Source organism: Caballeronia sp. LZ003 (genome assembly GCF_031451465.1).
GTDB lineage: Bacteria > Pseudomonadota > Gammaproteobacteria > Burkholderiales > Burkholderiaceae > Caballeronia.
Genome location: NZ_JARUXJ010000001.1, coordinates 1,767,575 through 1,781,272, shown reverse-complemented (window position 1 = coordinate 1,781,272; position 13,698 = coordinate 1,767,575). Strand labels below are relative to the sequence as shown.

General features: G+C 63.2%; 9 protein-coding genes. 7 read left to right on the top strand and 2 right to left on the bottom strand.

The genetic code is table 11. The features are described 5' to 3' along the window. The first annotated feature begins 9 nt into the window (after window positions 1-9). Window positions 10-1,902, top strand: a complete 1,893-nt coding sequence (locus QCE79_RS07865; RefSeq protein ID WP_244825325.1) for a potassium transporter Kup — start codon at window positions 10-12, stop codon at window positions 1,900-1,902. Window positions 1,903-1,974: 72 nt separating this feature from the next. Here the strand turns inward: QCE79_RS07865 and QCE79_RS07860 are convergent, their stop codons facing one another. Then, complete coding sequence (locus QCE79_RS07860; RefSeq protein ID WP_309843213.1) at window positions 1,975-4,323, bottom strand: Tex family protein; 2,349 nt, start codon at window positions 4,321-4,323, stop codon at window positions 1,975-1,977. A gap of 265 nt (window positions 4,324-4,588) precedes the next feature. Here QCE79_RS07860 and QCE79_RS07855 point away from each other — a divergent pair, with 265 nt between their 5' ends. From QCE79_RS07855 to QCE79_RS07845, 3 genes are all read left to right on the top strand, one after another. Beyond that, a complete protein-coding gene (locus tag QCE79_RS07855) occupies window positions 4,589-5,449 on the top strand; it encodes a colicin transporter (RefSeq protein WP_244825323.1) in 861 nt (286 codons plus the stop codon). A gap of 44 nt (window positions 5,450-5,493) precedes the next feature. Further along, window positions 5,494-5,715 (top strand): DUF465 domain-containing protein, encoded by a 222-nt coding sequence (locus QCE79_RS07850; protein ID WP_244825322.1) that lies wholly within the window; start codon window positions 5,494-5,496, stop codon window positions 5,713-5,715. Between the two features lie 83 nt (window positions 5,716-5,798). After that, on the top strand, window positions 5,799-8,027 hold the full coding sequence (locus QCE79_RS07845; protein ID WP_309843209.1) for an ATP-dependent DNA helicase: 2,229 nt from the start codon (window positions 5,799-5,801) through the stop codon (window positions 8,025-8,027). A 96-nt stretch (window positions 8,028-8,123) separates the two neighbouring features. On the opposite strand, the gene QCE79_RS07840 is transcribed toward QCE79_RS07845, so the two are convergent. Beyond that, entirely contained in the window at window positions 8,124-8,927 is an 804-nt protein-coding gene (locus tag QCE79_RS07840) for an outer membrane protein assembly factor BamD (RefSeq protein WP_244828049.1), read from the bottom strand. A gap of 292 nt (window positions 8,928-9,219) precedes the next feature. Here QCE79_RS07840 and QCE79_RS07835 point away from each other — a divergent pair, with 292 nt between their 5' ends. The 3 genes from QCE79_RS07835 to phaC all read left to right on the top strand — a co-directional run bounded on the left by QCE79_RS07835 (window position 9,220) and on the right by phaC (window position 13,680). Continuing rightward, the gene (locus QCE79_RS07835; RefSeq protein ID WP_309843205.1) at window positions 9,220-10,452 is read left to right on the top strand and encodes an RluA family pseudouridine synthase; all 1,233 of its coding nucleotides are present in this window, start codon (window positions 9,220-9,222) and stop codon (window positions 10,450-10,452) included. Then, the gene (pgeF, locus tag QCE79_RS07830; RefSeq protein WP_309843203.1) at window positions 10,449-11,282 is read left to right on the top strand and encodes a peptidoglycan editing factor PgeF; all 834 of its coding nucleotides are present in this window, start codon (window positions 10,449-10,451) and stop codon (window positions 11,280-11,282) included. The genes QCE79_RS07835 and pgeF overlap by 4 nt, the downstream gene beginning before the upstream one ends. Window positions 11,283-11,601: 319 nt before the next feature. Beyond that, window positions 11,602-13,680, top strand: a complete 2,079-nt coding sequence (gene phaC, locus QCE79_RS07825) for a class I poly(R)-hydroxyalkanoic acid synthase (RefSeq protein WP_309843198.1) — start codon at window positions 11,602-11,604, stop codon at window positions 13,678-13,680. Window positions 13,681-13,698: the final 18 nt, after the last annotated feature.

Here is a 13,698-nt window from a genome sequence, read left to right as displayed (position 1 = left end):
CTCGCTTTTATGACTAACATGACTCACGCGCAAGAGCATAAACAGCCTTTGCCGTCTCTTGCGCTCGCCGCCATTGGCGTCGTCTTTGGCGACATCGGTACGAGTCCGCTCTATTCCCTGAAGGAAGCCTTCAGCCCGTCGCACGGCATCGCGCTTTCCGAGGCGTCCATTCTCGGCGTCATCTCCTTGCTCTTCTGGGCCATCGTCATGGTGGTCGCGGTCAAGTACGTGCTCTTCGTCATGCGCGCCGACAACAACGGCGAAGGCGGCGTGTTCGCCATGATGACGCTCGCGCTGCGCAGCGTGAAGGAGCCGGGCCGCATGTCGGGCGTGCTGCTGATGCTAGGCATCTTCGGCGCCTGCATGTTCTATGGCGATGCGGTCATCACGCCCGCCATGTCGGTCATCTCGGCGGTGGAAGGGCTGGAACTCGCCGCACCGAAGCTGTCGCCTTACGTGCTGCCGATCACCATGGTCATCCTGGTCCTGCTGTTCTGGATTCAGCGCCATGGCACGGCAGTGGTCGGCAAGCTGTTCGGCCCGATCATGCTGGTGTGGTTCATCACGCTCGCCGTGCTGGGCGCTTATCACATCGTGCTCGCACCGGGCGTGCTGGTCGCACTCAACCCGTACTATGCAATCTCCTTCATGGCCTCGCACGTGTTGCAGGCGTATATCGTGCTCGGCTCCGTCGTGCTGGTGCTGACCGGCGCGGAAGCGCTCTATGCCGATATGGGCCACTTCGGCGCGAAGCCCATTCGCTGCGGCTGGTACGCGCTCGTCATGCCGTCGCTTCTGCTGAATTACTTCGGGCAGGGCGCGTTGCTCATGCATACGCCGTCGGCCATCGAAAGTCCGTTCTTCTTGCTGGCGCCAGACTGGGCCTTGCTCCCGCTCGTGATCCTTTCCACCGTCGCCACGGTGATTGCATCGCAGGCAGTGATTTCGGGCGCGTATTCGCTGACGAGTCAGGCTATTCAGCTCGGTTACGTGCCGCGCATGAAGATCCTGCATACGTCGGAACTGGCGATCGGGCAGATCTATATTCCGCTCGTCAACTGGATGCTGCTCTTCATCATTCTGTGCATCGTGGTGGGCTTCAAGAGTTCGGAGAATCTGGCGGCGGCTTATGGACTGGCCGTGACCGCGACCATGCTCGTCACGACCATCCTGCTCTCGGTGGTGATGGTCAATCTCTGGGGCTGGAACCGCTGGCTCGTCGGCGCGCTGATCGCGGTGCTGCTCACGATCGACATCGGCTTCTTCGGCGCGAGTCTGTTGAAGATCGGACAGGGCGGCTGGCTGCCGCTGTGCATCGGCGGAATACTCTTCTTCCTGCTGATGACCTGGTACAAAGGCCGCATGATCGTGAAGGATCGCACGGCCGCCGACGGTATTCCGCTCATGCCGTTCCTGCAAGGGCTGCTCGCGCATCCGCCGCATCGCGTGTCGGGTACGGCGATCTACCTGACAGGCAGCGATTCGCTCGTGCCCGTGAGTCTTCTGCACAACCTGAAGCACAACAAGGTGCTGCACGAGCGCACCATTTTCCTGAACTTCATCACGCGCGATATCCCGTATGTGGACGGCGCGCATCGCATGGAAGTGAAGGACGTTGGCGGCGGGCTCTTTCTCGTGAAGGCCGCGTATGGCTTCAATGAAACGCCGGACGTGAAAGCCGTGCTCGAACAGATCACGCGCACGCACGCAATGACGTTCGAACTCATGGACACGTCGTTCTTCATGGCGCGTGAAACCGTGGTGCCGACCGAGTTGCCGGGCATGTCGGTGTGGCGCGAGCGCGTGTTCGCGTGGATGCATCAGAACGCCGCGAAGCCGACGGACTTCTTCAGCATTCCGGCCAATCGCGTCGTGGAGTTGGGCACGAAGATCGAAATCTGACGAGCGCTTGCTCCCGGAAACAAAAAACCCACGCCGCAAAGCGTGGGTTTTTTGTTTGAAGCGTGCCGGCTGTCAGCGTTTGAGCTTGGCGAAAGCAGCGGCCATCGCACCACCCGGTTCCGGCTCGCGGCGCTGATTATTCGAACGCGCATCGCGCCCGCCGCCCGCGCGCCGGTCCTGCTGGCCTGCACGCGGTTGCGAAGGCGCGCCGCTGCCTGCCGCTGCCGGCGCGAAGTCATCGTCGAGACGCATGGTCAGCGAGATGCGCTGCCGCTTCACATCCGTTTCGAGCACCTTCACCTTGACGACCTGGCCTGCCTTCACGACTTCATGCGGGTCCTTGATGAACTTCGTCGACAGCGCGGAAACGTGCACGAGTCCGTCCTGATGCACGCCGATATCGACAAACGCGCCGAACGCCGCGACGTTCGTCACCACGCCTTCGAGCACCATGCCGGGTTCGAGATCGGCGATCTTCTCGATGCCTTCGCGGAACGCCGCAGTCTTGAACTCCGGACGCGGATCGCGGCCGGGCTTTTCCAATTCGGCGAGGATGTCGCGCACGGTCGGCAGACCGAAGCGGTCGTCGACGAATTCGGTGGGCGAGAGGCCCGTGAGCGCTTCACGCTTGCCGAGCACATCGCCGACATGCTTCTTGATTTTCGCGAGAATGCGCTCGACGACCGGATACGCTTCCGGGTGCACCGACGAGCGATCCAGCGGATTCTCACCGTTGTTGATACGCAGAAAACCCGCGGCCTGCTCGAACGTCTTGTCGCCGAGACGCGGCACCTTCTTCAAATTCTCGCGCGACGCAAACGGCCCGTTGGCATCGCGATAATCGACGATATTGCGTGCAAGCGTCGCGTTCAAACCGGATACGCGCGCAAGCAGCGCGACCGAAGCCGTGTTGGCATCGACGCCGACGGCGTTCACGCAATCTTCGACGACCGCATCGAGCGAGCGTGCGAGTTCGCGCTGATTCACGTCATGCTGGTACTGGCCGACGCCGATCGCTTTCGGGTCGATCTTGACGAGTTCCGCGAGCGGGTCCTGTAGACGGCGCGCAATGGAAACCGCGCCGCGCAGTGAAACATCGAGGTCCGGAAATTCCTTCGCCGCGAGTTCGGAAGCCGAATACACCGACGCGCCCGCTTCGGACACGACGATCTTCTGCAGCTTGAGTTCGGGATGCTTCGCGATGAGCTCGCTCGCGAGCTTGTCGGTTTCGCGCGATGCCGTGCCATTGCCGATGGAAATGAGCTCTGCCTGCGTCGCCTTGGCAATGCGCGCGAGCTTCGCGAGCGAACCGTCCCAGTCGCGGCGCGGCTCGTGCGGATAGATGGTGTCGGTGGCCAGCACCTTGCCCGTGCGATCGACGACGGCGACTTTCACGCCGGTGCGCAGACCCGGATCGAGGCCAATCACGGCTTTCGGGCCAGCGGGCGCGGCGAGCAGCAAGTCCTTCAGATTGCGCGCGAACACGCGAATGGCTTCGTGCTCGGCTTCCTCGCGCAACTTGGTGAGCAGTTCGTTTTCGATATGCGGCTGCACCTTGACACGCCAGCACCAGCGGCACACGTCGGCGAGCCATTTGTCGCCCGCGCGGCCGCGATTGGCGATGCCCACGTGCTGCGCGATCATCACTTCGCCCGGATGCGGCGTTTGTGCGTCGAGTTCCTCGCCGAGCCCGAGTTTCACGCTCAGGACGCCCGCGTTACGGCCACGGAACAGCGCGAGCGCGCGATGCGACGGCACCGTGCGGATGGTTTCGCTGTAGTCGTAGTAGTCGCGGAATTTTTCGCCTTCCTCGCCTTGCTTGCCCTCGACCACGGTCGACATGACAAGCCCCTGGTTGAACAGGTGCTCGCGCAGCTTGCCGAGAATCGCGGCCGTTTCGCCGAACTGCTCGGACAGGATATCGCGTGCGCCGTCGAGCGCGGCCTTGGTATCGGCGACGCCTTTTTCGGTATCGACGAACTTTGCGGCTTCGCTCTGCGGATCGAGCGTCGGGTCGGCGAGGAGCGCCTGTGCGAGCGGTTCCAGGCCGGCTTCGCGAGCAATCTGCGCGCGCGTGCGGCGCTTCGGCTTATACGGCAGATACAGGTCTTCCAGCACCTGCTTGCTGTCCGCGCCTTCGATCGATGTACGCAGTTCGTCGGTGAGCTTGCCTTGCTCGTCGATGCTCGAAAGAATCGTGGCGCGCCGGTCTTCGAGTTCGCGCAAATACAGGAGGCGTTCTTCGAGCGTGCGCAGTTGCGTGTCGTCGAGATTGCCGGTCACTTCCTTGCGATACCGGGCGATGAACGGGACAGTCGAGCCTTCATCCAGAAGCTGCACGGCGGCGGCCACCTGGCGCGGCTGCACGGTAAGCTCGGTGGCAATGCGCTGTACGATCTTGAGTGCTACGGTTTGCGTCATGGTCTGCGCTGTCTGCTCTCTGCTGGCCTTGTGCAACGGCAAGACGCAGGGCGCGCATCTCGTGCGACGCGTTGCGCGCTTTACGCCCTGTGTCCCGCTTGGTGCGCGCTGACTACTTCTTGCGCCTCGCAAAGCGGGCGTGCTGCCGGTTGCGGCCGGGTTGCTTGAGCGGGGGATTTTGCCATAAATGGAGAAGGGCTCCGGTTCACGGTGATAGAATTTCGGCATCGCGCAGGCTGCATTGCGTCTGTCGTTGCATCGCTTAATGCATCGGGTCTTTATCACGTTGCCGTCCATTCATTTGCCCAAACTTCGCCTTTCCCCGCTCGCGTCCATCTGCGCCGCGTGCGCGTTTCTGTGCACGCTCGTTCTCGCGCCGAATGCCATTGCGCAGACGCCCAAGGGCATTGACCCCACCACGTCGGTGCGCGCCACGCCGCTCGGCGATGCCTCATCCGCCATGGTCAGTGCCGAGCCGAGCGCCGAAGACGCGCTCAAGGCCGACAATGCGCGCCGGCAAAAGGCGCTCGACAAACGCACCGCGCAGAACGACTACGCATACGGCGTCAAGGAGCACGACTGCTACGGCAAGTTCTTCGTGAACCACTGTCTCGACAACGCGCGCACGGCCATGCGTGAAGAGCGCAAGCAGATTCGCCAGCAGCAGCTCGCTCTCGACGACGAACAACGCGCCGAGCGCACGAAGCAGCGCGACGAACAGACCGCGCTCAAGCAGGCACAATACGATGCGGAAGCGCCGCAACGCGCCGCCAGCGAAAAGTCGAGCCAGCAGTCCTACGAGGAAAAGCAGCGTCAGAACGCGCTGTCCGCCGCGCAACGTCAGGCCGAGGCGCCGCAGCGCGCGGCCAATCAGGCCGCGTACGACCGCAAGCAGGCGGACTATCAGCGACAACTCGAGGAAGCGCGCGCCCGCGGCGTGCAGGACGCGCAGGACCGCGAGCAGAAGGCGGACCGTTACGAACAGAAACAACGCGATGCCGCGCAGCATCGCGCGGAAGTCGAGGCGCGTCAGAAAGAAGCCGCGCGCAAGCAGCAGGAAAAGGCACAGCAAGCCCAGCAGGCGCAACAGCAGCAACAGCAGCAACAGCAGCAACCAGGTAAGTGACGCCCAAGGCACCGCCCGGGCGATGAGGATGAAAGGAGGCGAGCATGCAGCAGCGCTTGAACGCACCCCGACAACCCGCCGTGGATGCCACCGTGCTCCGCGATCGCATCACGCAATTGCAGGAAGAGCATCACGGCTTGTCCACGCTCATCGACAAGATGGGCGGTATCGACGACCTCGAGCTCAGGCGCTTGAAAAAGCGCAAGCTCAAGGTGAAAGACACCATACTTCTGCTGCAACTGCAGCTCGACGGCGACGCGCATTGAAGCGCATCGACGCGGGTCGAGGCGCTTGAGGCAGCAAAGCGCCGCCATGCGCCGTGACCGCAACCGCAGGATCTAGCCCCGCCTTGAACTTACCCGCACAACCCCGCGACAGCGCAAGCGCTGCGCTCGAACTCACGGACAAGCGCCGCACGGAACTCGACGCCATCTTCTCCGCCGAAGGCCTTCTCGCGCGCGCGATCGACGGCTATCGGCCGCGCGCGTCGCAGATCGACATGGCGCGCTCCGTCGCCGCCGCGATGGAAGCGTCCGGCCGCGCCATGCCCGAACCCGCGATGTTCGAATTGCAGCGCCGCCCGGCGCGCAAGCTCGGGCCATCGGACAAGCCGCATGCGGTAGACGAGGCATCCGCCGACGACGTGGGTATCGCCACCGCGACGAGCGCCGTCGACGGCGGCGAGAACACGCTGATCGTCGAGGCGGGAACGGGCACGGGCAAGACCTACGCTTATCTCGTTCCGGCCATGTTGTGGGGGGGCAAGGTCATCGTTTCGACCGGGACCAAACACTTGCAGGATCAGCTCTTTCAGCGCGATATCCCGACCGTGCGCGACGCGCTCGCCGTGCCGGTCACCGTCGCGATGCTGAAGGGCCGCGCCAACTACCTCTGCCACTACTATCTCGAACGCACCGCCGACAACGGGCGGCTGCCGACGCGTCAGGACACGTCGCAACTGCAGGAGATCGTGCGCTTCGCCAAGATCACGCGCACGGGCGACAAGGCCGAACTTGCGAGTGTCCCCGAGAACTCGCCCGTCTGGCCGATGGTCACGTCCACGCGCGACAATTGCCTCGGACAAGATTGCCCGCATTACAAGGATTGCTTCGTGATGCAGGCGCGCCGCGAAGCGCAACAGGCGGACATCGTGGTGGTGAACCATCACCTGTTCTTCGCCGATGTAATGCTGCGCGACACCGGCATGGCCGAACTCTTGCCGATGGCGAACACCATCATCTTCGACGAGGCGCATCAGTTGCCCGAGACGGCGACGCTCTTTTTCGGCGAGACGCTTTCGACCACGCAACTGCTCGAACTCGCCCGCGATGCGGTGGCCGAAGGTTTGTCCCACGCTCGCGACGCCGCCGACTGGACCAAGCTCGGCGCGGCGCTCGAACGCGCGGCGCGCGACCTGCGGCTCGCATTCCGGGAAGATTCGATTCGCCTCTCGCTCGGCCAACTCGCCGATGGCCATCCGCTTTTCGAGGCGCTCGACACGCTACAAACCCATCTCGATGCACTCACGGCCGCGCTCGGCGCACACGGCGAGCGCGCGGAGTCGCTGCAGGCGCTGGTGCGGCGCGCGCGCGAATTGCAAGGGCTTTTGTCGGGCTGGACCAAGCCGCCGACCGCGCTCGAACGTGCAGTGGTCGAAGACGCGGATACCGCCGCCGAAGCCGCGCGCGACGAGCCCAACGAGATGGTGCGCTGGATCGAAGTGTTCTCGCACACGGTGCAACTGCACGAGACGCCGCTGTCGGTCGCGCCGATCTTCGCGAAGCAGCGCGCGGGCGTGCCGCGTGCCTGGATCTTCACCTCCGCGACGCTTTCGGTGCGTGGCGATTTCACGCATTACGCGGCGCAAATGGGTTTGAACGCGCGCCGCTCGATGACCTTGCCGAGTCCCTTCGATTACCCGTCGCAGGGCCTTTTGTACGTGCCGCGCAATCTGCCGCAGCCGTCCTCGCCGCAGTTCACCGACGCCGTCTTCGACGCCGCGTTGCCGGTGATCGAGGCATCGGGTGGGGGCGTGTTCATGCTGTGCACGACGCTGCGCGCGGTCGATCGCATCTCCCAGCGTCTGCGCGACGTGATCGAGCGGCGCGGCTGGGACAATCCGCTGCTCGTGCAGGGCGACGCGAGCCGTACCGAGTTGCTCGACCGTTTCCGCGCGTATGGCAATGCGATTCTCGTCGGCAGCCAGAGCTTCTGGGAAGGTGTCGACGTGCGTGGCGATGCGCTTTCGCTCGTGGTCATCGACAAACTACCGTTCGCGCCGCCCGACGATCCCGTGCTTGCCGCGCGCCTCGACGCGCTCACGAAGAAAGGCTTGAGCCCGTTCGCCGTGCATCAGTTGCCGCAGGCCGTCATCACGCTCAAGCAGGGCGCGGGGCGGTTGATTCGCGCGGAGACGGATCGCGGCGTGCTCATGATCTGTGACACGCGGCTCGTCGATAAACCATACGGCCGACGCATCTGGCAAAGCCTGCCGCCGTTCAAGCGCACGCGTGAACTGGAAGTCGCGCGGGCGTTTTTCAGCGAAGCGGCGGACGCGTCGGCGGAGCTTGCCGAGTAGGGCTTGCAGCAGGGCGCGAGAGCGGTTGATCGACAAACAAAATGGGCGCCGAAGCGCCCATTTTTGCCTGACCAGCGGAACGATCTCGCGTTCTGCTTACCAGATCTGATACCACGCCTTTTCCGCGCTCGCGCGACGCTTGCCCGTGACATACGGGCTGTCGGGGAACGTGGCGGCAAGCACGCGCTTGGTGTCGTCGGCGAGTTGCGGCTGATCGAGCTTCTCGTATGAGAGCATCATGAGATGCAGCGCTTCTTCGGTGGCCGGCGCGTTCTTGTATTCGCGAATGGCGAGTTGCGCCCGGTTGATGGACGCGACATACGCGCCGCGACGATAGTAGTAATCCGCCGCGTGGACTTCGTGCGAAGCGAGCGCGTTCACGATATAGCGCATGCGTTGCGCGGCGTCGGGCGCATACTTGCTTTGCGGATATTTATCGACCACGACCTTGAACGCGTCATACGACTCGCGCAGCGACTTCGGGTCGCGCTCGCTCATGTCCTGGCCGGAGAAGCGGCCGAAGAGTCCGAGGTCGTCGTTGAAGTGAATCATGCCTTTCAGGTAGTAGGCATACGAGATGTCCGGATGATCCGGGTGCAGCTTGATGAACCGGTCGATCGCCTGATCCGCCGATGCGGTCTCGCCGTCTTTCCAGTTGCAGTAAGCCACGTTGATCTGCGCCTGCTGCGCGAAGTGACCGAACGGATCGCGGCCTTCGAGCGCTTCGAAATACTTGGAGCACTTGCCCCAGTCGCGGCCTGAAAGCGCGTCCTGGGCCTCCGTATATAATTTGTTGTTGTTCCACGTAGCCGTTTCGTCGGTCTTCTCCGGCAAGCCGTGGCAGGCCGTGACAATGGCGACGCTCGCGCCCAGCGCCAGATACTTGATCGATTGCTGCATCGATTGATGAATGGTGTTGAAGGCTCGCATTAGTGCTTGCTGTTCCTGGCTGAATCTCGCTATGTCTAGCTGTGTGTCCGGTGCGGTTTTCGCTCGGGATTTTCCGTTTGGACATCCCTCGAATTCCGCCCGGTTTCCCGGTCCGCAACGGTCTGGCGCGGCTTCCTTGCATTGCCTGCATTGAAGTTTGCCCGGCAGTGTCGCGCGCTGTAAAGAACGTCTTGCGCAATGTCCCGAACTGCAGCCCGAGATGAAGACTGACTCACCGGGTACAACCCGATATCCCGTTCAAATGACCCGCTCAAGTACACGCCGTACCAAAGACCAACTCAAAGATTATAGCCGAAGCGCCAAGCCCGACGACGCAGCTTCTACCGATTCGGACGCGCATGCGCCCGATGCCGGCACGCCGCATCGCGGCAAGGAAGCGCGGCATCGCAACGAGGAAGCGCCGCGCGAGGCGCGCGTGCCGGACGAACTCGCAGGCGAGCGGCTCGACAAGGTGCTGGCCAAGATCTTCCCCGAGTTTTCGCGCAGCCGTCTGCAAGGCTGGATCGAGGAAGGGCGCGTGCTCGTCGATGGCGCCAGCGCCAAGGTGCGCCAGCCCGTGCCGCTTGGCGCGACCATTGCGCTCGTGCCCGACCTGTTGCCCGAGCAACTCGCGTTCACGCCCGAGCCGGTGCCGCTTCACATCGTGTACGAAGACGAAACGCTCGTCGTCATCAACAAGCCCGCCGGCATGGTCGTGCATCCCGCCGCGGGGAACTGGAGCGGCACCTTGCTCAACGGTCTGCTACATCGTTATGGCGATGCGGCGGCGGGGCTGCCGCGCGCGGGCATCGTACATCGGCTGGACAAGGAGACCTCGGGGCTGATGGTCGTCGCGCGCACGCTCGAAGCCCAGACCGACCTCGTGCGGCAGTTGCAGGCGCGCACGGTGAAGCGCCGTTATGTCGCGTTCGTGTGGGGCAGGATGCCGGACGACGGCACCATCGACGCGCCCATTGGCCGCGATTCGCGCGACAGGACGCGCATGGCCGTGGTTCAAGGCGCATCGGGGAAACCGGCGCGCACGCACTTTCGCACCATCGACCGGACGCAGTGGAACGGGCAGCCCGTGAGCGCGATCCATTGCGATCTCGAAACCGGCCGCACGCACCAGATTCGCGTGCACTGCGCGGCGAGCGGCCATCCGCTTCTGGGCGATCCGGTCTACGGTCACATACGCGGCCGGCGTTCGGTGACGCCGCTGCCCGACGGCTTTGCGCGTCAGGCGCTGCACGCGTGGCGGCTCGGTCTGGTTCATCCGGCAACGGGAAAGCAGGTGCACTGGCGCGCGGACGTGCCCGAGGATCTCGTCAAGCTCGCCACGGAACTCGGCTTCGGGCGCGACGACGAAGTCGAACTAGACGAAGACGACGACTTCCCGCAAGTCTATGAAATGGACGACGGCGAAGACTGGGACGACGAATACGACGACGAAGAAGGCGAACACGATGCCGATGACGAGGACGACGAAGCATGACCCATCGCACTGACGTCACATTGAGCGCGGATGATTGCGTGTGGCCGCAATGGCGCGTCTCGCCGCGCGTGCATGCGTTCGTGACGACTCGCGCGGGCGGCGTGAGCGCGGCGCCTTTCGATGGCGGCACGCCGGGCGCGGGCGGTCTCAATCTTGGTTTGTCGAGCGGCGATGCGCCGGATGCCGTCGCTGAAAATCGCCGTCGCGCGCTGGCGTTGACGGGCATCGGACAAGCCGCGTGGCTCGAACAGATTCACGGCACGACGGTTGAAGATGCGCACGCGGTCATCGAGCGCCGTGCAGCCGGTCCGACGCGCGCCGATGCGAGCGTGACCGACCGGCCGGGCGTCGTCTGCGTGGTGATGACGGCGGACTGTTTGCCGGTCCTCTTCTGCGACGGCGAAGGCCGCGCGGTCGGCGCCGCGCATGCGGGCTGGCGAGGTCTTGCGGGCGGTATCGTCGAGAAGACGGGCGCGCGGGTGGCGCAACTCGCGGGCGTGCCGACATCGCGCCTCAATGCTTACCTCGGTCCGGCCATTGGTCCCGCTGCATTCGAAGTGGGCGAGGACGTGCTCGATGCCTTCGTGTCGATCGCGAATGCGGACCAACGCGACCTCACCGCGGCAGCGTTCAAGCCGACCGGCGCACAAGGCAAATACTTCGCCGATATCTATACGCTTGCGCGCTTGCGTTTAGCCGATATCGGCGTGGAAGCGAAGCGCGTTCATGGCGGTACGCACTGCACGGTGAGCGAGCGAGAGCGCTTTTATTCGTATCGTCGCGATCGCGTGACAGGGCGCATGGCCGCCATGATCTGGCTTGGCGATTAACTGCTCGTCATCTGCATTCAGCGACAACTGTCAGCTTTAAGTCGCAGGAACTTGCGTAAGCCCATGCGAATGCAATATCTCGCATGGGGAAAACGATAATTAAAAAAATATCGCACTGCGGCAAAATCAGGTGAAGCATTGACATGCCTGAGTCCTAAGAGCAAGAATGTTCCCGGAATTCATTCAATCGGGCACGGCGTAGCTAGGTGACTCTTGTGGCGCGCATAGTGCGCATCGACACTTGCGCGCTGGTTGAGACAAGCCCGGCGATGCCTGCATCAGCAATCAGTCTTGCGAGACTTACAGGTCAAAAGCGGGTATGGCTTCCAAATCTAGTTCCTCCTCTGCGTCCTCCGCCCGCTCCCGTACTGCCAGCAGTTCGACGGCTGAAGTTCCCGCTGATCCGACAGGCGTACAGCAAGCGTTCGATCAATGGCTCAACGCGTGGCGCTCGGTCGCCGATCCCGCGCAATGGGCGAAATTCAATCCCCAGACCAACGCGCAAACCAACGCGCAGACGAATGACGGAGCCGCTGCGAATAGCGCGAGCGCGCCGCCGTTCGGAGCGTTCGGTTCGTTTGGTTCGTTTCCCGGCTTGGGCGCGTTTCCGGGTTTGTCCGGTGCGGGTTTGCCCGGTGCATTTCCGAATGCATTCGGCGCGGTTCCAACCGTCATGCCGCAAATGCCCGACTTCGCGAAGATGAACGGCCTGGCCGAATTCGCCAAGCTCGCGAGCAGCATGCCGGGCTTCGGCGCGTCGATGCAGGGCTTGCCTACGTTGCCGAAGATTCCGACGGCAGCCATCGCGCCCGAGCGTCTGCAACAACTGCAAAGCAATTATTCGCGCGATGCCGCCGCATTGCTCAAGCAGGCGGGCGAGCAGAGCATCGACCCTGCATCGCTCAAGGACCGCCGCTTCACCGACACCACGTGGCAGAACACGCCGGCATATGCCTTCACGGCCGCGTGGTATTTGCTGAACGCGCGTTATCTGCAAGAACTCGCGGACGCCGTGCAGAGCGATCCCAAGACGCGCGAACGCATCCGCTTCACGGTGCAGCAATGGGCGGCTGCGGCTTCGCCGAGCAACTATCTCGCGCTCAATCCCGAAGCGCAGAAGACGCTCATCGAAAGCAAGGGCGAGAGCTTGCGCCAGGGCATGCTCAACCTGCTCAACGACTTGCAGCGCGGCAAGATTTCGCAGTCGGACGAGTCGCGCTTCGCGGTTGGCAAGAACATCGGTTCGACGGAAGGCTCGGTCGTGTACGAGAACGAACTCGTGCAACTGATCCAGTACAAGCCGCTCACGCCGAAGGTTTATGCGCGGCCTTTGCTGATCGTGCCGCCTTGCATCAACAAGTTTTATATCCTCGATCTTCAGCCTGAAAGCTCGCTCGTGCGTTATGCGCTCGAACAAGGGCAGCAAGTCTTTATCCTGTCGTGGCGCAATGCGGATCAATCGCTCGCCGCGAAGGAATGGGACGATTACGTCGAACAGGGCGTGCTCGAAACCATCGGCGTCATCAAGGACATCACGGGCGAGGAGCAGATCAACACGCTCGGCTTCTGCATCGGGGGAACCATTCTGGCGACGGCGCTCGCGGTAGCGAAGGCGCGCGGCGAAGAGCCGGCCGCGTCGATGACCCTGCTCACCTCGATGCTCGATTTTTCCGACACCGGCGTGCTCGACGTCTTCGTCGACGAAGCACACGTGCAGATGCGCGAGCAGTCGATCGGCGGCAAGAACGGCGCGCCCGCCGGGCTCATGCGCGGGATCGAATTCGCCAATACGTTCTCGTATCTGCGGCCGAACGATCTCGTGTGGAATTACGTCGTCGACAACTATCTCAAGGGACGCACGCCGCAAGCCTTCGACCTGCTGTTCTGGAACAGCGACTCGACCAACTTGCCCGGTCCGATGTGCGTCTGGTATTTGCGCAACACGTATCTGGAGAACAAGCTGCGCGAACCGGGCGCGCTGACGGTGTGCGGCGAGGCGATCGATCTGTCGACGCTCTCGTTGCCCACTTTCATCTACGGTTCGCGCGAAGACCATATCGTGCCGTGGAAGTCCGCGTATGCATCCGCGCCCATTCTCACGGGCCCGCAAAAGTTCGTGCTTGGCGCGTCGGGGCACATCGCGGGCGTCATCAATCCGCCGTCGAAGAACAAGCGCAGTTTCTGGATGCTCGACAGCCATGAGGAGCGCCTGCCCGAAACCGCCGACGCGTGGTTCGAGGCAGCCACGGAACATCCGGGAAGCTGGTGGCCGACGTGGTCCGCATGGCTCGCGCAAAACGCGGGCGAGGAAGTGAAGGCGGGCGCGTCGCAAGGCTCGAAGACTTATCCGGTGATCGAGCCCGCGCCCGGACGCTACGTGCTGGAGCGCGACTTCTGACACGGCGCGAAGTCGCAC

Bases quoted from the DNA above. Each gene is read 5' to 3' on its own strand.
- pgeF (WP_309843203.1), top strand. From the start codon at position 10,449: ATGACCCATCGCACTGACGTCACATTGAGCGCGGATGATTGCGTGTGG.
- phaC (WP_309843198.1), top strand. From the start codon at position 11,602: ATGGCTTCCAAATCTAGTTCCTCCTCTGCGTCCTCCGCCCGCTCCCGT.
- QCE79_RS07855 (WP_244825323.1), top strand. From the start codon at position 4,589: ATGCATCGGGTCTTTATCACGTTGCCGTCCATTCATTTGCCCAAACTT.
- QCE79_RS07850 (WP_244825322.1), top strand. From the start codon at position 5,494: ATGCAGCAGCGCTTGAACGCACCCCGACAACCCGCCGTGGATGCCACC.
- QCE79_RS07865 (WP_244825325.1), top strand. From the start codon at position 10: ATGACTAACATGACTCACGCGCAAGAGCATAAACAGCCTTTGCCGTCT.
- QCE79_RS07835 (WP_309843205.1), top strand. From the start codon at position 9,220: ATGACCCGCTCAAGTACACGCCGTACCAAAGACCAACTCAAAGATTAT.
- QCE79_RS07860 (WP_309843213.1), bottom strand. From the start codon at position 4,323: ATGACGCAAACCGTAGCACTCAAGATCGTACAGCGCATTGCCACCGAG.
- QCE79_RS07840 (WP_244828049.1), bottom strand. From the start codon at position 8,927: ATGCAGCAATCGATCAAGTATCTGGCGCTGGGCGCGAGCGTCGCCATT.